Genomic DNA, 17,223 nt, shown 5'->3' with positions numbered 1-17,223 from the left:
CATGAGTACAGTAACCACAAACTGTCACTTTCGCGAAGCAACAAGCGCTGATGTCGCAGCGCTTGTTGCTCTTGAAAGTCGTTGTTTTGATTACAGCCGAATGGGGCCCAAAAGCTTCAAGCGATTAATAAACGCCCACTCAGCACATGTTTATTTATGTGAGTGCGATGGCACCTTAATGGGCTACTTACTACTGCTTACACGCCGCAACAGTCGTATCTGGCGACTTTACTCAATAGCTACCGCGCCAGCAGCTCGTGGTTTAGGTATTGGTAAACAGTTGCTTGAATTCGCTATTTTTACCGCCAAACAGCACGGTGCTAGTGCGCTCAGCCTTGAAGTGAAAACAGATAATACTCCTGCGATAAAGCTTTATGAGAAGTATGATTTTGCGGTCGTTGACGTGCTTCCCGACTACTATGATGACGGCACCGACGGCTACCGCATGCGCTTAAGCTTGTGGTCAGAGGCTAACGGTCTGGAAAATCGGTAAAAATACCGTCTACGCCAAGCTCAGTTAACCACGTTTTAAGCTGTTGATAACTTGCAACACCTTCAGGTAAGTCATCTGCGCGCAGGGTGTAAACATGAACGAGTAACCCGGCAGCATGAGCATGTTTGACAATATCTGAAAACTGCGGATTGCCGTGATCATCAAAACCTAAAAAAATATGATTTAACCACACTCCAACTCCGGACGCATAGCTTCGCAATGTCTCCAAACCAGCTGCAGTGCGCATCATATCGTAATCAATGTCACTTTCATTCCAACTATTCTCAGCAACTAGCTGAATCAGCGGAATTTCAGTTCGAAACTCCCGCTTTAACCGGCGTAACACTTCTGGGTCAAAGCTTTGCAAATATATCGGTGCTGGCGTATCAACTTGGGTAAAATCATAGCGAGCCAACACACCCATAGTTGATTCCACGAGGTCATAATTTTGTTTTTTGTGCCAGCGAGCACTTTTCATCTCAACATAAATTCCCGTATCACGACCGCTGCTCGCGTTAAGCCCAAGAATAAGTTCTATTTGCTGCGCTAACGACATGATATGGAAATGACCGAGTTTGCTGCTAAATCGATCTGGGTAACGCTGCTTACCGTCTTTATTGCGCCGCTCGTTTACCTTCAATTGTTGTAACTCTGCAAACGAAAAATCCATGACATAATAATGACCATCTGGACGATATTTTTCCGGAAAAACATCAGCTACATTGGTCACTGCATCTAACCGCAAGTCGTGCAGTACAACAGGCACGTGATCTCGCGTTAGTACCACGTCTTGTTCAATGAAGTCTGCATGTTGCGCGTGAGCTATAGCCACAGCAGGAAGGGTGTGTTCAGGGGCATACCCAGATGCCCCACGATGCGCAATAATAGTTAGCGAGTGACGTAACGACTCCGGCTTTGAAAGCTCCGGTATTGTTTGCTCGCGAGAAGGCTGCTCACGTGTTGGTAACTCAAGTATTTCTTGCGCAGTTTCTTGCGCAGCAGCAAGTGAAGTCGTTGCCCAAACTATTAAGGCTGCAAAAACGACTGTCATCTTACCGGGTTTTAAGATTGCTTGTACCAAACCTGCTCACCTTGATCTCGATAACGCGCTAACAGCTCTTGAATGGGTTCAGGCTCGGTACGAACACCACGCTGTTGCAAGTACTCTTTATTGTATAGCTTGCTGGCCGAACGTTCACCTAAGTCACAAGCAAAAGTAACAATGGTTTTACCCGGGCCATGCAGCAGCGCTGCTTGCAAGGCTCCCGCCACGTTTAAGCACGAACTACTACCTAGCACCAAACCTTCTTGTTCAACCATATAACGCGATAAGGTGACCAGATCGGCATCAGGTAAGTTAACAGCCGCATCAATGTGCGCTTGTTTGAAATTCTCAACCAAACGCATGATGCCAATGCCTTCGGTAAACGAACTGCCTTGGCTTACATACTCGCCGGTTTTTAAATAGCTATATATACCGGAACCATCAGGATCGGCCAGCCACACTTGCAGATCAGGATTCCGCTCTTTTAAATATCTCGAGTTACCAGCAATAGTTCCGCCTGTTCCTGCAACCGAAACGAAAATATCGACCTCTCCTTTGGTCTGGTCCCATATTTCTGGGCCGGTTGTGAGATAATGCGCTTGAGCATTGCTGGTATTCTCAAATTGGTTTGCCCACCAGTAGTCATCGCGTTGCTCAGCCAAGCGCCGCGCCGTGTGGTAAAAATGGTTTTCGTTTTTGAACGGCACTGGGTCAACAGTTTTTAGCTGCGCCCCATGCAAGGTGATCATGCGTTCTTTTTCTTTGCTCTGATCATTTGGCATCACCGCCAACATGTTCAAACCAAACGACCGTGCAACCAAAGCTAAGCCAATACCAGTGTTCCCCGCAGTGCCCTCCACCACCGTCATGCCTGGCTCAAGTTCGCCACTTTTTAACGCGTCGGTAATAATTTGCAGGGCGGCGCGATCTTTAATCGAGCCACCCGGGTTTTGTGACTCTAATTTCACGAAAATTTCGCAGCCAGTTAGGTCAGATAATGCGTTCAATCGCAATAAGTCTGTTTGCCCAATTAACTCAGCAGAACGCTTGGCTACTTGCATGAAAACTCCTTCCTAACGTAACGGTTCAACTTGCAAAGCTTGTCCATGACAAACCCAGCTAGCGCGGCACGAGTCTGTTTTTTCTTCACGGCATGTACGTAAGACGACACGATTTGCGCTTAATTCTGCTGCTGCAACTTTCAGCAGCACAATAGCTTGTTCTTGGCTTGGTTTATCGTCAAAGATATTTGCTTGGCACGATCGCCCTTCCACGTCACCAAGGCTAATTACGCTGACATCTGTGCGAGACAATTCATACGGCCGCATAAATTCAACTGAATCGGCCGCGGCGGTATTTGAACCTCGCTCACTTGGCTGATTCGTTGCACAGCCCACTAAGGCAAAAATAACGAGAACAACAGAAACGATTTTCATGGCGCAACCTTAAAGCTCGAGCGTGTATGATCCATACATTACGGGGCTTGCAGCATCTTGTAAAGATTGATTTATTATAAGTTATCTGCGCTTAAACCACATGCCTCGGGCAACAAACTAAGCCGCCGCAAAAACTTACCCAATATCGTGCATTCATGCACCAAATCAGTGCAAAATTTGTGCATTTCCGGTTTTTTTAGTCACTTTTCGACGAAATTTATTGGCACGGCAATTGCTTGACTAAGTCTGGACCATGCTTAGGTCATGATCAAACTTAGGAGCCACTATGCAACTTATTATCGCCATTATAAAGCCCGCAAAGCTAAGTGACGTGCGCGCAGCACTTGAAGAACTTGGATGCCAAGGTATGACTATTACTGAAGTACGGGGATTTGGTCGCCAGAAGGGCCACACAGAACTCTATCGCGGAGCCGAATACCGTATCGATTTTCTCCCTAAAATTCGCATTGATATTGCCGTCATTGATGAGCAAGTTGAAGCCGTTATTGATGCCATTCAAGAGTCGGCCCATACCGGCAACACCGGTGACGGCAAAATATTTGTTACGCCACTTTCCAAGGTCATACGTATTCGCACCGGCGAAATCGACCGTTTTGCAGTTTAGGAGTTCATCATGTCTTTAACAGAACTTAACTATGCAATCGATACGCTTTTCATTTTAGTCAGCGCCGCCTTAGTGATGTGGATGGCGGCTGGTTTTTCGATGCTCGAAGCCGGGCTCGTTCGTAGCAAAAACACCACTGAAATTTTGGTGAAGAATATTTTGCTATACGCTTTGGCGTGTATTTGCTTTCTCAACGTCGGTTATCAAATTATGTATGGCGACAGTACGCCTTCTGGCTATGCTCCCAAGGCTTACATTTTTTTCCAGTTAGTCTTTGTTGCAACGGCAATGTCAATTGTTTCAGGCGCAGTTGCCGAGCGCATGAAGCTATCGATGTTTCTTATTTTCGCGGTCATCATGACAGCCGTTATATACCCAGTTTCGGGCAGCTGGGTATGGGGCGGTGGATTCCTCAGCCAGCTAGGATTTATCGATTTTGCTGGCGCAGGTGTGGTACATATGGCCGGCGCCGCGGCGGCGCTGGCTGGGGTGCTTATACTTGGCCCACGGAAAGGCAAATACGGTCATAGTGGCGCAATTTACCCGATACCTGGCGCTAACATGCCGCTGGCAAGCTTAGGCACCCTCATTTTGTGGTTTGGCTGGCTTGGCTTTAATGGCGGCTCGCAGTTAACCATTCATAACATTGAGAATGCCGATAGCGTTGCAACTATCTTTCTCAATACAAATATGGCGGCAGCTGGCGGCGCTTTAGCAGCGTTTTTGATAACCCGACTCATTTGGCGAAAAGCAGATTTAACCATGATATTAAATGGCGTGCTTGCCGGCCTTGTTGCGATTACTGCAGAGCCGGCCGCGCCAAGTGCGCTTAGTGCAACCCTTATTGGTTGCGGCGCTGGTGTCATTGTTGTGTTGTCCATTGTTGCTTTAGATAGATTAAAAATAGATGACCCAGTGGGTGCAATTTCAGTGCATGGCGTGGTGGGCATTTACGGCTTAGTCTGTGTTGCTCTAACTTCGGCGAGTGCAAGTTTAACCAGTCAGCTTATTGGCGCCGCAGTTATCTTTACTTGGGTATTTAGCTGCAGTTTAATTATTTGGTGGTTTCTAAATAGAGCATTCGGCATTCGCCTAGGTGTCGAACATGAATATACGGGGGCTGACATCGCCGAGTGCGGTGTCGAAGCCTATCCGGAGTTTGTTTCAGCCAAGGGCCGATAACTTGTTCAAGCAAATGAGGGCTGCCACGGCAGCCCTTCATCTATGTTTAATTGTCGGTGGTGTGGTGATTAAAATCGGTCATAAAAATCTGCCACATAGCCATAAACAATGCTGCGACCAAGGGCCCAATAACAAAACCATTAATACCAAATAACGATATACCACCGATGGTTGAAAACAGCACCACATAGTCCGGTAACTTTGTGTCGCGACCAACCAAAATGGGCCGCAATACATTATCAGCTAAACCAATAATAATAGCCCCGTAAGCCATTAATACCGTCGCGCTAACCCATGCCCCGGTTGCATATAAATACAAACCTGCAGGAAACCAAACAAGTGCCGCGCCAACCGCTGGTATCAGCGATAAAAAGGCCATAATCACGCCCCACAGCAAGGGGGCTGGAATATCTAAAATCCAGAATATAATGCCGCCTAAAGCACCTTGCACAATAGCTACAACTAGGTTCCCTTTGACTGTCGCTCGGGTGACTTCAACGAACTTTTGAAATAGTGCATGCTCGCGCTCATCACCAATTGGTAGGGCTTTAATGAGCAGCTCTTTCAGTTTTGAGCCATCGCGTAATAAGAAAAACGTAAGGTACATCATTAACGCTAAGCTAATAAAAAAGCTAAAGGTGTTCTGCCCTATCGCCAAGGTTTCTTTTGCTAAAAATTTCGAAGCAGCCTGAACTGCAGAAGTCACTTGTTCACGAATGTCATTGGGATTAATACCTAACTCAACTAGTAGTTTATCAACCACCGGAAAAGCATCTCGCAATTGCAATAACATCTGCTTCGGATCAATTTCCCCTGAGTCGATGCGCTGATACAACTGAATACCTTCTTGCACAAACGCCATACTGAGAAAGATAACTGGAATTACAACAATCAGCATGCAAATGGTTAAGGTTATCAGCGCATTAAGATTGGGCCGCTCACCAATTTTTTTCGAAAGGAAACTTTGTAGCGGTGAAAAAATGACAGCCACCGCACAGGCCCAAAAGATGGCCGACCAAAATGGCTCCAGAATAAAGCCAAAAGCGATGGTTACCGCTGCTAATAAAATCAAAAACGAACGACGTTCAAGTTGTTCTCGCATGGGAGTCCTTGTTCTTTGTTAGAATCGGGTTAATATTGTCAACAAAACAACCAGTGAGCAAGTTATGAAAACAATCACAGATCATTTAGCGGGTTATGCTGCTTATCACCGCGATAGCCGTAATATTATGACCCATTTAATCGGCATACCCATGATTGTCGTCGCCATACTCATCTTATTGTCACGCCCCTCATGGACCGTTCTAGATGTGATGCTATCTCCAGCTATCTTAGTTAGTGCCGCTGCCGCGCTGTTTTACTTAAAACTTGATGTCATGCTTGGCATACTTATGACGGTACTCCTTGGTCTCGCGGTTTGGCTTGCCAGCCATATTGCGTTGCTACCAACCGGTACATGGCTAATTTGGGGTATTGGCCTGTTTGTTGTTGGTTGGATATTTCAATTTGTCGGTCATTATTTCGAAGGCAAAAAACCAGCCTTTGTTGATGATATTATGGGACTAGCCATAGGCCCCCTGTTTGTCGTTGCCGAAGTCGTATTCTTTTTGGGTGGCAAAAAGCAACTACACCGCGATATTGAGGCGCGATTCGCAAAATAAAAAAATAGAAGCCACAACATCTGTTGTTGTGGCTTCTAACGTTTAGTTGTTTTCTTTCACTTGTTTGGTTGGTGGGTTTACCCATATGACATCAACAGCAGACTTCTGAGCTGCTTGCTCTACCGACGCAATATAAGTTGCATCAACCACAGTTTTGGTACCTGCATTTGAGCTAGGTGTTTGTGAGCATCCAAGCAAAAATAGTCCGATGATTATTATCATTGCAATGCGCATAATTCACCTCCACTTAGGCTAAAGCACAAATAATCAAATGCACCCTAAGCAGGAATAAGTATAGTTCACGAATTGAACAAATGTGACGATTGCAACGTAGCAGTATTACATTGAACGCTTTTATAGGAATGTTAATGGTAAAAAATTTAATTATATTCATCAGTTGTGCGCTACTTATCGCATGCTCGTCTGGAGACTGGCGCACCGCGTCACGAGAACCGGCAGGTATTGCTCCACACCCAACGACTGAAAAAGCAGCTGTTATCGAAGTATACGCTGCAGATGCCTTTGGGTGGCGTGGTTGGTTTGCCGTGCACACATGGATTGCCGTAAAACCAGAAGGTGCGGCTGAATATACCGTTCATGAAGTGGTGGGTTGGCGCGTCAATCGTGGACAGCCAGCGCTATATAGTTACCAAACTGCAACGCCGGATCGCTATTGGTATGGTGCCAAGCCCGAAAAAATATTATCGCTTCAAGGCGAGCAAGCAGCAGCGCTAATTCCGAGAATTAACGAAGCCGTAACTCGATACCCTTGGGCTAATGAATACGAAGCGGTACCCGGCCCTAACAGCAACACATTTCCAGCCTGGATAGGCCTGCAAGTGCCAGAGCTTGGGCTGCAATTACCGTTTAGTGCTATTGGTAGCGGCTATGCAGACAACGACCTATGATATGGTCGTTGTTTTCGCCACTTTTTTGCAAAACACGCTAAACGAAATAATCTTTAAGAATATAACTCATTGAATTATAAAGCATAAAAAATATGGTCTAGAAATTGCATGGTATTCCGCTATAGTCAATAACAACGAACACAAGGAATTCATCATGCCAGTGAAGTTAGAAGATCGCCCTATCGAACAAGTTCGCGAAGAAACAGTTGATAAACTTATAGTGAACTACAGCCACGCCATTATCTCTGCCGAAGCTTTCGAGCGCCGGCTTGATGAAGCCATGGCAACCGAGTCACATCGGCAATTAGTTGACCTTGTTGAAGACCTACCGCTGGAAGCGGATTCAAAATATGACGCGCAAAAAGAGCGTTCGTTTACCCCAAACTATAGTGCAGGCCAAGCCGAGGAAGATGACAAGCTCATCAGTATTTTGGGCTCAAATGTGCGCGAAGGACAATGGGTTGTGCCAAAGAAAATTCACGTGGTTGATATTGTCGGCTCGGCAAAATTAGACTTTACTGATGCTATTTTTCAGCACCAGCACGTTGAAGTTAATGTCGCCAACGTTTTAGGCAGTCTAGATATTTATGTTCCCGAAAACGTGAATGTAACGACTCGCATGTTCAATATTATTGGTTCATCTGAAAACCGTGCACCATCTATTGCTAACCGTCAGGCACCACAAATAACCATTACTGGCTATTCTGTATTGGGCTCGCTAGAAGTGTCGGTAAAACGCACCATGAAAGAAAAGTTTGTCGCCTTTGCCAATAGCATGCGTGAAGCTTTAGGTATGCCTAAAGCGAACAATTAATGCGAGTTGCCGCTAAGTAGAACCGTGCCAACAATAAGCACAATATGAAATGCCAGCGGCAAAGCCATTAATGCAAATAGAGTTAACTTAATACGTGTGTGTTGCATACATCCCCCGTGTCCAACACACAGCCTAATGAGAACGATTCTCATTTGCAAATAAATAATTGACCAAGACAATTGCCGCTAAAAACGCGATAATAGCCGCCGAATTTTCAATCAGTGGTCTATTTTGTCATGGAAATAAAAGTAAACTTTCTCGATAACCTGCGTCTTGAAGCGAAGTTTGATGACTTTACGGTCATCACCGATCAGCCTATTCGCTATAAAGGCGACGGCTCCGCGCCAAGCCCGTTTGACTATTTTTTGGCGTCATCGGCTATGTGCGCCGCTTATTTCGTGAAGGTTTATTGTTTATCGCGCGATATTCCAACCGAGAATATTCGTCTGTCACAAAACAACATTGTTGACCCGGAAAACCGCTACAACCAAATTTTTAAAATTCAGGTCGAATTGCCGGAAGATATTTCAGAGAAAGATCGTCAAGGCATATTGCGTTCAATTGACCGCTGTACCGTAAAGAAAGTTGTGCAAACGGGCCCAGAATTCCAAATCGAGGTCGTCGAGAACCTTGATGAAGACGCGCAGGCCTTGCTCATGGGCAAGCCAGAAGGCAGCTCATTAACTTACATTGAAGGCAAAGACCTACCGCTTGAAAAAACCATCGCCAATATGACGCAAATACTTGCCGATTTAGGCATGAAAATTGAAATCGCGTCATGGCGCAATATCGTCCCGCACGTATGGTCACTGCATATACGCGACGCGGCCTCGCCGATGTGCTTCACCAACGGCAAAGGCGCTACCAAAGAGGCCGCCTTGGCATCTGCGCTTGGCGAGTTTATTGAGCGGCTAAACTGTAATTTCTTCTATAACGATCAGTTTTTTGGGCAAGACATTGCCAACGCCGAATTTGTTCATTATCCGAATGAAAAATGGTTTGCGTTAAACGACGAAGATAGCCTTCCAGAGGGGCTATTAGATGACTACTGCTTGCCCATTTACAATCCCGATGATGAGCTGCAAGGTTCTCACTTAATTGACACCAACTCGGGGCGCAGCGACCGCGGTATTTGTGCGCTTCCGTTTGTGCGCCAATCTGACGGTGAAACGGTTTATTTTCCGTCAAATCTTATTGAGAACCTCTATTTAAGTAACGGGATGAGTGCCGGCAACACCTTGCCTGAAGCGCAAGTACAATGTTTGTCGGAGATTTTTGAGCGCGCGGTAAAAAAGCAAATTATTGAGCAAGAGATTGCTTTGCCGGATGTTCCCGCCGAGGTTTTAGCGCAGTATCCAGAAATTGTCGAGGCTGTGGCAGCACTTGAGGCGCAAGGCTTTCCTGTATTAGTGAAAGACGCGTCATTAGGTGGCCAGTTCCCGGTAGCATGTGTCACATTGATGAACCCTCGCACGGGTGGTGTATTTGCTTCTTTTGGCGCACACCCAAGCTTTCATGTGGCATTAGAGCGAAGCCTTACCGAACTGCTACAAGGCCGGAGTTTTGAGGGGCTAAACGACTTTATGCCACCGACGTTCAATAGTATGGCGGTTACCGAGCCCAATAACTTTGTCGAACACTTTATTGACTCCTCTGGAGTGATTTCATGGCGCTTCTTCAGCGCGCGTAGCGATTACGAATTTTGCCAATGGGATTTCTCAGGCACAAACCAAGAAGAAGCCGATAACTTATTTGGTATTTTAAGCCAGCTCGGCTTAGAAGCTTACATGGCAGTTTATACCGAGCTTGGTGCCCCCGTATGCCGCATTTTGGTGCCAGGTTACTCAGAAGTTTACCCAATTGAAGACTTAGTTTGGGATAACACCAACAAAGCTCTGGATTACCGCGAAGATATTCTCAATCTGCATCGTTTAAACAACGAGCAGTTAAGTTCACTGGTTGAGCGCCTCGAAGAAAGCCAGTTGGATAACTACATTGATATTATTACCTTAATTGGTATTGAGTTTGATGAGAATACGGTTTGGGGCCAGCTAACCATTCTTGAACTGAAGCTGTTAATTTACTTAGCCTTAGGCCGCCATGAAGAAGCCTACGAGCTGGTTGAAGCGTTCTTGCAGTATAACGAGAACACCGTTGCGCGCGGTTTATTCTATCGTGCAGTCAGTGCCGTGTTAGAAATTGAATTAGATGATGAGATGCAGTTAGATGACTATTTGCCGAATTTCCGCCGCATGTTTGGTGAACACACCATGGCAGAAGTGGTCGGCGCGGTAGACGGCAGCGTGCGCTTCCCAGGCCTAACCCCAACCAGCATGAAGCTTGAAGGATTAGATCGACATTTGCGGTTGATTGAAAGCTATAAAAAACTACATGCTGCACGCGCAGCAAAAGCAACTGCATAAAAAAACGGGCCTTTCAAATAGGCCCGTTTTTTTTAACCCTAAGTACGCTTAGGCAAAGATTAAGAAATAAGCTACCGCCGCAATTAATACCGGCGACATAATACCGGCAATAAAACGGAAGACTTTGATACACCAGTTCGGGCACTCTTTTTCAAGTTCACCACGAATAACCGGCCAAATGCGCCAGCCGACAAATACTGCCGCGAGCATGCCGCCTAACGGCATGAGAATATTCGAGGCGATAAAGTCCATAATATCAAACGGCGTTTTACCAAAAATACTAATGCCTTCGGCCATAGCACCAAAGCTCAACGCGGCTGGAATACCTAGCACTAAAAAGTTAGTGCCAGCGACCCATAACGTGGCTTTTTTGCGGGCAATGTTGTATTCGTCAATCAAGAAAGCAACCACCGGCTCAAGAATAGAAATAGACGAGGTAATTGCAGCAAACAACAACAATAAGAAAAAGACGATGGCTAAGAACTGGCCACCAGCCATTTGCGCAAACAACGCTGGCATGGTGATAAAGGTCAAACCTGGGCCTGCCGCTGGGTCAACGTCAAAGGCAAATACCGCCGGCAAAATCATTAAGCCAGCCAGAATTGACGCCATAATCGCTAGAAAGGCAATCCACAGACCTGAGTTGATCACCCGTGTTTCTTTACCCAAGTATGAGCCATAGGCAATCATCAAGCCAGCACCCACTGACAATGAAAATACCGCTAGGCCCAGTGCATCAAGCACCATACGCATGCTTAGCTTTGACCACTCTGGCGTAATTAAATACATCAAGCCGTCAATGGCACCCGGTAGCATTAAGCTGCGCACCACTAAAAATAGCATCAGCACAAACAAGGTCGGCATGAGAATTTTACAAATACGCTCAATGCCTGATTGCACACCGGCAATAACAATACCCGCGGTGATCGACAAGAATAAGAAGGTATAAACCATGGCCGGTAATGGCGCGCCAATGAAGCTGGTGAACGCCGCTTCTAGCTCGGCTCCGTCAGTAGTCAAGACATCACCGCGTACAGCTTCGAACACATAGGCGATAGTCCAGCCGCCGACAACCGAATAAAAGCCAAGAATAAGAAACACACACAACACCGAAATCCAACCGGCGTAATGCCACTTACCGCCACCAAGTGCGCGATATGCTGATGTCGCTGATTTGTTGGCATGTCGGCCAATCATCATTTCTGACAACATCATGACAGCGCCCACACTAAATACGCAGGCTAAATAAACCAGAAGAAACACCCCACCGCCGTTCTCACCAGCAATGTATGGAAACTTCCAAATAGCACCCAACCCAACTGCAGAACCTGCTGCAGCGAAAATAAACCCGATTTTTGATCCCCAAGATCCACGGTTCTCTGTCATTGCCGTCATAATTTATTAGCTCGTTATTATCTTTTTATAATATGAAACAGACCCGAAAAAAGTCGTGGCTACACTTTAGAGATTTTTTAACCGAATGAATAGACTTGTTTGACAGATATCAAAGAAAAAAGGGTGAGCAGCCGTTCATGGCTGCTCAAGTGTAAGGAGGGCTATGTCAGCAACTTAATAGCAACCATCCCAGTTAAAAGGCCGGATATAAATGTCATGGCTAATAACCACATTGGCATCGCAGACAAATTCGCTTTCGGCTGAACGTTAGTTGGCTCCAATTGTTCAAGCTCAGTACGCTCAATTTCAAAAGCACTCGCTAGCGCCTTACTGGTTTCAAGCGAGGCAATACCATGCAGCTCGACCCGTTGAATAGTACGTAAACTCAAACCACAAATATCGGCGAGCTGTTGCTGCGTCCAGCCTCGCTCAGTGCGCGTTTCACGAATAAATGAACCGTTCAATTGCATGGTAACTTACCCTTTTAACGCAGTGGCTAAAGCGCCGCCAATAAAATAGCCGATAACACCGCCAATAAGCCCTAAGACAAAAATAGTAAGTATGGTTTTCCACCAATTTTGGCTGCTGCCTGTGGTTTTTAGAATACGCTTCATATTCCAAACATCTGAGTCAATTTCTTCGCCATTTACCCACAAGGTAATTGAAACTGGCCCCGTGAATAGGTTCCCTACTTTCAAGCGTACTCTTATCTGCTTGCCCTCTAACTCAAAGTTGTGTTCTGAGGTAAAGCGCCAGGTTAGTTTTTCAGAAATTAGCTTATCGTCGACATAAACAGATTCTTTGCCGGTTAAATAGGATGCTTCCACGCGAATAACATGGTCGCCAATATCAAAGAAGCTAACACTGTGATTGGGTTTGGTCATATCTGAAGTGGTCATAGGTATTTCCTTCGCAGTTATCAAGTTTAGATAACCGTATTACAGCATGGCCTACTGCAATGTGTGACGACAGTTAAGCGTCAGTTGCACCATTGTCGTATGACAGTGACACGACACTGCTCGGTTTTACTGTTCACAAGTGACGTTGGCAATATTATGGCGCAGTTGGTAGTTCACCATGCCAACACTCTAACGGCAGGGGCATTTGTTGATCACCGTCGCTAATATACAACTGGGCATCGCTAATCATTACGCCCCAATGTGTTGATCGTGTCAACTTGGCAGCAATAATGGCTAATTCTTCTTGTGCTAAAGCTAGCACACGCACATTATCTAAATGTCCAAACTGTAGGATTGTTTTTTCTCGCCATAATCGTGCGTTGCCATAAACGACCACCGACATTTGTGGTGCTCGGCGGCTAGCTTTAATGACACGCTCCGCATCGGGTTGACCAACATCAATCCAATGCTGTATCTCTCCCGTTAAATCAATCTCCCACAAAGCAGCTTCATCACTATCAGAAAGGCCGCGCCCAAAAGCTAGCTGTGGGTGGTAGAAAATTGCGTAAGCTAATATACGCGAGGCGAGTCTAATTTCTGTCTCAGACGGATGACGGGCAACGGTAAACTTTACGCTTTCATAAACGCCACGATCGGTATCAGAAATATCGAGAGTGATTTTATATGGAGTTGCTTGCAGTGCCATTTGAGTTCCAAGAGGTTGGATTCATGGTGGCCCCTCCCAGATTTGAACTGGGGACCAACCGATTATGAGTCGGCTGCTCTAACCACTGAGCTAAGGGGCCATTCAGGAAGGTGGTTAATCCCTTCGGATTAACAAAGCGGGCGCAAGTATATGAAATTTCGGCCCGCTTGTCATGACCCCAAACGGGGTTTTTTTACAGGTTTATATGGTAAAAGTCTGCCGCATTGCCGGCAAACACTTTATCAATAGCCTGGTCATCGGCTAAGGCTTCGCACACAGTTTCAATGTCACGCACATTGAACGGACGCTCAGCGCGCGTTGATGGTAAATCGGTACCGAACATCAAACAGTCTGGATTAATGGCGTACAGCGACTTTACCGCCTTCGCAACATCAACTTCGGTACGCCCAAAGCCACTCGCCTTAATGTGTACACCATTCTCGGCCAGTTTTTGCACTTGCGACAAACCTGAGCGCGCCATACCCAAGTGATCAACGGAGGCCTTCGGAAGTTTTAGTAGCTTAGGAACCACTTCGTCAAGTTCACGACTGTCGACGTACATTTCGAGGTGCCAACCGGCTAAGTCCCAGATGCGCAGACCAAAATCGACCAAGTTATCTAAACCACTCACAACGCCACGTTTGAGATTTACCCGAATACCACGAATGCCGTGATCGCGAAGCTTCAGAATTTCTTCGTCTGATACGCTACTCGGTAAGTTTGTTATTCCGACAAACTGATCGCCCATGTCGGCCAATGCTGACTTCAAATAGCTTTGGTCAAAGCCCTGCACAGAGCCAGAAACTATCACGCCACCTACGACGTTTAGGTTTTGCGTACGATACTTATAATCTTCAATGGAAAACGGTGCAGGCAGAAAGCCTTGATTCTCTATCAACGGAAACGAGTCGTTGTAGATATGAAAATGGGCATCGATAATTCGACGCGGTTGCTGTTTTTCGGTGTTGTTCTGATCAACTGCGATCATATTTCATCCTTTTCAGCGAAGTTAGGCGTTATTTTAACAAAATTCGCGCTAAAAATAAAAAAGCCCTAACCGCAAGGGCTAGAGCTTCTTAAGACGTTTTTTACCTACAAACGTTCAGATTATTTACAGGCTTATTCGTCGAGGAACGACTTGAGCTGCTCTGAACGGCTTGGGTGACGCAATTTACGTAATGCTTTCGCTTCAATCTGACGAATTCGTTCACGGGTGACGTCAAATTGCTTACCAACTTCTTCCAAAGTGTGGTCGGTATTCATATCAATACCGAAACGCATACGTAGCACTTTTGCTTCACGTTGAGTTAAGCCACCAAGTACCTCGCGAACGGCATTACGCAAGCTTTCTGCGGTGGCAGAATCAACTGGCAAGTCGAGGGTTGTGTCCTCAATGAAATCACCAAGATGCGAATCTTCGTCGTCACCAATCGGTGTCTCCATTGAGATAGGCTCTTTAGCAATTTTCAATACTTTGCGAATTTTGTCTTCTGGCATCACCATACGCTCAGATAATTCCTCTGGCGTTGGCTCACGGCCCATTTCCTGTAGCATTTGACGCGAAATACGATTCAACTTGTTGATCGTTTCGATCATGTGCACCGGAATACGAATGGTACGCGCTTGGTCTGCAATTGAACGAGTAATCGCCTGACGAATCCACCAAGTTGCATAGGTTGAGAACTTATAACCGCGACGGTATTCAAACTTATCAACGGCTTTCATCAAACCAATGTTACCTTCTTGAATTAAGTCCAAGAATTGTAAGCCACGGTTGGTGTATTTTTTCGCAATGGAGATAACCAAACGCAAGTTTGCTTCAACCATTTCTTTTTTCGCTCGGCGTGCTTTCGCTTCACCGATAGACATACGACGGTTGATATCTTTAACTTTCGCAATGGTTAAGCCAGTTTCAACTTCAACTTCTGCAAGCTTATGAATGCAGCGCTCAAGCTCTGGCTTCAGAGTGCTTAATGACTCAGAATAAGCTTCGCCATCGGCAATGGCTTGATCAAGCCATGCCACGCTATTTTCATTACCTGCGAACAGCTTCATGAAATTACGTTTTGGCATGTTCGCCTGCTCAACGCACATTTTCATGATTAAACGCTCTTGCACACGCACACGATGCATCATGTCGCGCATATCTTTCACCAAGCGATCAAACTGCTTTGGTACCAAACGGAACTGTTTAAACAAGTCGCTTAGCGCTTCGATTTCAGTGCGTGCTTTTGCGTGATCACGACCATGCTTGCTTATCGCTTTACGGGTTTTTTCATACTGATCGCGTAGCTCGCCAAATTTTTGGCGGGCAAATTCTGGGTCAATACCACCTTCGTTCGCATCATCATCACTATCGTCGTCGTCGTCATCAACGTCATCATCTTCGTCTTCAAGTTGATCTTCGCTGAGTTCTGAACCGATGTGCGTCGCTGCAACAGGGGCTTCGTCTACTTCGTTAGGATCGATAAAGCCTGAAATGATGTCGGTTAGACGCATTTCTTCGGCTTCACAAGTGTCCCACTGATCTAATAAGAAATTGATTGCTTCTGGATATTCCGCAACCGAACATTGAACCTGATTAATACCATCTTCAATGCGCTTCGCAATGTCGATTTCACCTTCGCGAGTCAACAGCTCAACGGTACCCATTTCGCGCATATACATACGCACTGGGTCTGTGGTGCGACCCAACTCACCATCCACGCTCGCCAATGCTTGCGCGGCGGCTTCAGCTGCGTCTTCATCAGCTGTATCTTCGCTCATCATCAATTCATCAGCATCAGGTGCGTTTTCAAACACCTTAATACCCATGTCATTGATCATGCTGATGATGTCTTCGATTTGATCCGAATCAACGATCTCAGAAGGTAGGTGATCGTTCACTTCCGAGAAAGTGAGATAACCTTGCTCCTTGCCTTTGGCAATAAGAAGCCTGAGCTGTGATTGACGACTCTGCTGCATACAGATCTACCACCTGTTTTAAATAGAAAAGTAACCGGTCTTAAACTTACGGCGACTTAATGAAAAGACTTTTTAGCTCAGCCTTTATATAAGTGCGTGAGGTATAAAATTCAAGACCGGAAATTGTAGCAGATACTGTCGATTTGAGCCAGAATTTAATCAGTTATTCTGTGGAATACGCTCTAACGCAAGTTCACCCGTACCAATTAACACGCCGTCTGCAAACACTAATGGCGTACATTCATCACGGGTGGTATTGCCATCAGCATGCTTACGGTGCGTACGATAATAAAGCACGCGGTAACGAACACCGTCTACCGTAACCAAGTCTGAAAAGTTAGGTGTGCCCATCTCTTTTTGCACGGCCGCTAACTCAATACCATCGGTAAATGAAGCAATGGCTTCGCGGTTATTCTCTTCCTGGCTTTCATAACTGCTTGTCGTGTATTCTTCACCATCGCCGTTGACGGCAATAACACAACCTTGCAAACCTAGCGATAACACTGCGACCGACGCGACAGCTAAACTCTTCATATAGTGCATGGGGTACTCCTGTTGTTAATTTAATTAGCACTGTTGAATTTTAAATGGTTATTTCATTTAGTCTTCATGTGGTTTAATGCAAACCATGTGCCAATATTGTATCTTGTTGTTTATAAAGTCTTTTTATAG

General features: G+C 45.8%; 19 protein-coding genes and 1 tRNA gene. 7 read left to right on the top strand and 13 right to left on the bottom strand.

The features are described 5' to 3' along the window. Window position 1: 1 nt before the first annotated feature. Window positions 2-493 (top strand): GNAT family N-acetyltransferase, encoded by a 492-nt coding sequence (locus tag BM334_RS07540; RefSeq protein ID WP_092840298.1) that lies wholly within the window; start codon window positions 2-4, stop codon window positions 491-493. On the opposite strand, the gene glpQ is transcribed toward BM334_RS07540, so the two are convergent. The 3 genes from glpQ to rcsF are packed head-to-tail and all read right to left on the bottom strand — an operon-like array spanning window position 471 to window position 2,974. Next, window positions 471-1,574 (bottom strand): glycerophosphodiester phosphodiesterase, encoded by a 1,104-nt coding sequence (gene glpQ / locus BM334_RS07535; protein WP_198677369.1) that lies wholly within the window; start codon window positions 1,572-1,574, stop codon window positions 471-473. The two genes, BM334_RS07540 and glpQ, sit on opposite strands and share 23 nt — an antisense overlap. Continuing rightward, entirely contained in the window at window positions 1,556-2,599 is a 1,044-nt protein-coding gene (locus BM334_RS07530) for a cysteine synthase A (protein WP_092840295.1), read from the bottom strand. Before BM334_RS07530 ends, glpQ begins: the two co-directional genes overlap by 19 nt. Window positions 2,600-2,611: 12 nt before the next feature. Next, window positions 2,612-2,974, bottom strand: coding sequence for an Rcs stress response system protein RcsF (gene rcsF, locus BM334_RS07525; RefSeq protein ID WP_092840291.1), 363 nt, complete (start codon window positions 2,972-2,974; stop codon window positions 2,612-2,614). A gap of 286 nt (window positions 2,975-3,260) precedes the next feature. On the opposite strand from rcsF, the gene BM334_RS07520 reads away from it, so the two are divergent. Together BM334_RS07520 and BM334_RS07515 are read left to right on the top strand one after the other, a co-directional pair. Continuing rightward, window positions 3,261-3,599, top strand: a complete 339-nt coding sequence (locus tag BM334_RS07520; protein WP_092840288.1) for a P-II family nitrogen regulator — start codon at window positions 3,261-3,263, stop codon at window positions 3,597-3,599. A 9-nt stretch (window positions 3,600-3,608) separates the two neighbouring features. Further along, window positions 3,609-4,781: an ammonium transporter family protein gene (locus BM334_RS07515; RefSeq protein WP_092840285.1), complete on the top strand. Its 1,173-nt coding sequence runs from the start codon at window positions 3,609-3,611 to the stop codon at window positions 4,779-4,781. A gap of 46 nt (window positions 4,782-4,827) precedes the next feature. Here the strand turns inward: BM334_RS07515 and BM334_RS07510 are convergent, their stop codons facing one another. After that, window positions 4,828-5,883, bottom strand: a complete 1,056-nt coding sequence (locus BM334_RS07510; protein ID WP_092840282.1) for an AI-2E family transporter — start codon at window positions 5,881-5,883, stop codon at window positions 4,828-4,830. 64 nt (window positions 5,884-5,947) lie between these two features. On the opposite strand from BM334_RS07510, the gene BM334_RS07505 reads away from it, so the two are divergent. Continuing rightward, on the top strand, window positions 5,948-6,442 hold the full coding sequence (locus BM334_RS07505) for an Mpo1 family 2-hydroxy fatty acid dioxygenase (RefSeq protein ID WP_092840278.1): 495 nt from the start codon (window positions 5,948-5,950) through the stop codon (window positions 6,440-6,442). Between the two features lie 42 nt (window positions 6,443-6,484). On the opposite strand, the gene BM334_RS07500 is transcribed toward BM334_RS07505, so the two are convergent. Next, on the bottom strand, window positions 6,485-6,676 hold the full coding sequence (locus BM334_RS07500) for a hypothetical protein (protein ID WP_092840274.1): 192 nt from the start codon (window positions 6,674-6,676) through the stop codon (window positions 6,485-6,487). A gap of 134 nt (window positions 6,677-6,810) precedes the next feature. Here BM334_RS07500 and BM334_RS07495 point away from each other — a divergent pair, with 134 nt between their 5' ends. From BM334_RS07495 to BM334_RS07485, 3 genes are all read left to right on the top strand, one after another. After that, on the top strand, window positions 6,811-7,350 hold the full coding sequence (locus BM334_RS07495) for a DUF3750 domain-containing protein (RefSeq protein ID WP_092840271.1): 540 nt from the start codon (window positions 6,811-6,813) through the stop codon (window positions 7,348-7,350). Between the two features lie 154 nt (window positions 7,351-7,504). Then, the gene (locus BM334_RS07490; RefSeq protein WP_092840268.1) at window positions 7,505-8,164 is read left to right on the top strand and encodes a LiaF domain-containing protein; all 660 of its coding nucleotides are present in this window, start codon (window positions 7,505-7,507) and stop codon (window positions 8,162-8,164) included. A gap of 236 nt (window positions 8,165-8,400) precedes the next feature. After that, entirely contained in the window at window positions 8,401-10,587 is a 2,187-nt protein-coding gene (locus tag BM334_RS07485) for an OsmC domain/YcaO domain-containing protein (RefSeq protein WP_092840265.1), read from the top strand. Between the two features lie 48 nt (window positions 10,588-10,635). On the opposite strand, the gene BM334_RS07480 is transcribed toward BM334_RS07485, so the two are convergent. The 8 genes from BM334_RS07480 to BM334_RS07445 form a co-directional block, all read right to left on the bottom strand. Beyond that, window positions 10,636-11,982 carry a sodium-dependent transporter gene (locus BM334_RS07480; RefSeq protein WP_198677368.1) on the bottom strand — a complete coding sequence of 449 codons (1,347 nt, stop codon included), beginning with the start codon at window positions 11,980-11,982 and terminating at the stop codon, window positions 10,636-10,638. A gap of 161 nt (window positions 11,983-12,143) precedes the next feature. Continuing rightward, entirely contained in the window at window positions 12,144-12,452 is a 309-nt protein-coding gene (locus BM334_RS07475) for a helix-turn-helix transcriptional regulator (protein WP_055439520.1), read from the bottom strand. 6 nt (window positions 12,453-12,458) lie between these two features. Next, a complete protein-coding gene (locus BM334_RS07470; RefSeq protein ID WP_092840261.1) occupies window positions 12,459-12,881 on the bottom strand; it encodes a hypothetical protein in 423 nt (140 codons plus the stop codon). Between the two features lie 154 nt (window positions 12,882-13,035). Continuing rightward, the gene (locus BM334_RS07465) at window positions 13,036-13,587 is read right to left on the bottom strand and encodes a YaeQ family protein (RefSeq protein ID WP_092840258.1); all 552 of its coding nucleotides are present in this window, start codon (window positions 13,585-13,587) and stop codon (window positions 13,036-13,038) included. A 24-nt stretch (window positions 13,588-13,611) separates the two neighbouring features. After that, window positions 13,612-13,687, bottom strand: a tRNA-Ile gene (locus tag BM334_RS07460). Window positions 13,688-13,780: 93 nt separating this feature from the next. Beyond that, window positions 13,781-14,575, bottom strand: a complete 795-nt coding sequence (locus BM334_RS07455) for an amidohydrolase family protein (protein ID WP_092840255.1) — start codon at window positions 14,573-14,575, stop codon at window positions 13,781-13,783. 131 nt (window positions 14,576-14,706) lie between these two features. Beyond that, a complete protein-coding gene (rpoD, locus tag BM334_RS07450; RefSeq protein WP_092840252.1) occupies window positions 14,707-16,551 on the bottom strand; it encodes an RNA polymerase sigma factor RpoD in 1,845 nt (614 codons plus the stop codon). Between the two features lie 159 nt (window positions 16,552-16,710). After that, window positions 16,711-17,094, bottom strand: a complete 384-nt coding sequence (locus tag BM334_RS07445; RefSeq protein WP_241970948.1) for a DUF3192 domain-containing protein — start codon at window positions 17,092-17,094, stop codon at window positions 16,711-16,713. Window positions 17,095-17,223: the final 129 nt, after the last annotated feature.

Origin of the sequence: Pseudidiomarina donghaiensis (assembly GCF_900116895.1) — a bacterium.
Lineage (GTDB): Bacteria > Pseudomonadota > Gammaproteobacteria > Enterobacterales > Alteromonadaceae > Pseudidiomarina > Pseudidiomarina donghaiensis.
Note: the sequence above shows the minus strand (reverse complement) of the source record. Positions and strands in the feature narration are given on the sequence as shown.

Coding starts and splice junctions, on each gene's coding strand:
- BM334_RS07520 (WP_092840288.1), top strand. CDS start 3,261: ATGCAACTTATTATCGCCATTATAAAGCCCGCAAAGCTAAGTGACGTG.
- BM334_RS07475 (WP_055439520.1), bottom strand. CDS start 12,452: ATGCAATTGAACGGTTCATTTATTCGTGAAACGCGCACTGAGCGAGGC.
- BM334_RS07510 (WP_092840282.1), bottom strand. CDS start 5,883: ATGCGAGAACAACTTGAACGTCGTTCGTTTTTGATTTTATTAGCAGCG.
- BM334_RS07465 (WP_092840258.1), bottom strand. CDS start 13,587: ATGGCACTGCAAGCAACTCCATATAAAATCACTCTCGATATTTCTGAT.
- BM334_RS07540 (WP_092840298.1), top strand. CDS start 2: ATGAGTACAGTAACCACAAACTGTCACTTTCGCGAAGCAACAAGCGCT.
- BM334_RS07505 (WP_092840278.1), top strand. CDS start 5,948: ATGAAAACAATCACAGATCATTTAGCGGGTTATGCTGCTTATCACCGC.
- BM334_RS07455 (WP_092840255.1), bottom strand. CDS start 14,575: ATGATCGCAGTTGATCAGAACAACACCGAAAAACAGCAACCGCGTCGA.
- BM334_RS07530 (WP_092840295.1), bottom strand. CDS start 2,599: ATGCAAGTAGCCAAGCGTTCTGCTGAGTTAATTGGGCAAACAGACTTA.
- BM334_RS07490 (WP_092840268.1), top strand. CDS start 7,505: ATGCCAGTGAAGTTAGAAGATCGCCCTATCGAACAAGTTCGCGAAGAA.
- BM334_RS07445 (WP_241970948.1), bottom strand. CDS start 17,094: ATGCACTATATGAAGAGTTTAGCTGTCGCGTCGGTCGCAGTGTTATCG.
- rcsF (WP_092840291.1), bottom strand. CDS start 2,974: ATGAAAATCGTTTCTGTTGTTCTCGTTATTTTTGCCTTAGTGGGCTGT.
- BM334_RS07485 (WP_092840265.1), top strand. CDS start 8,401: ATGGAAATAAAAGTAAACTTTCTCGATAACCTGCGTCTTGAAGCGAAG.
- BM334_RS07495 (WP_092840271.1), top strand. CDS start 6,811: ATGGTAAAAAATTTAATTATATTCATCAGTTGTGCGCTACTTATCGCA.
- BM334_RS07515 (WP_092840285.1), top strand. CDS start 3,609: ATGTCTTTAACAGAACTTAACTATGCAATCGATACGCTTTTCATTTTA.
- BM334_RS07500 (WP_092840274.1), bottom strand. CDS start 6,676: ATGCGCATTGCAATGATAATAATCATCGGACTATTTTTGCTTGGATGC.
- rpoD (WP_092840252.1), bottom strand. CDS start 16,551: ATGCAGCAGAGTCGTCAATCACAGCTCAGGCTTCTTATTGCCAAAGGC.
- BM334_RS07480 (WP_198677368.1), bottom strand. CDS start 11,982: ATGACGGCAATGACAGAGAACCGTGGATCTTGGGGATCAAAAATCGGG.
- BM334_RS07470 (WP_092840261.1), bottom strand. CDS start 12,881: ATGACCACTTCAGATATGACCAAACCCAATCACAGTGTTAGCTTCTTT.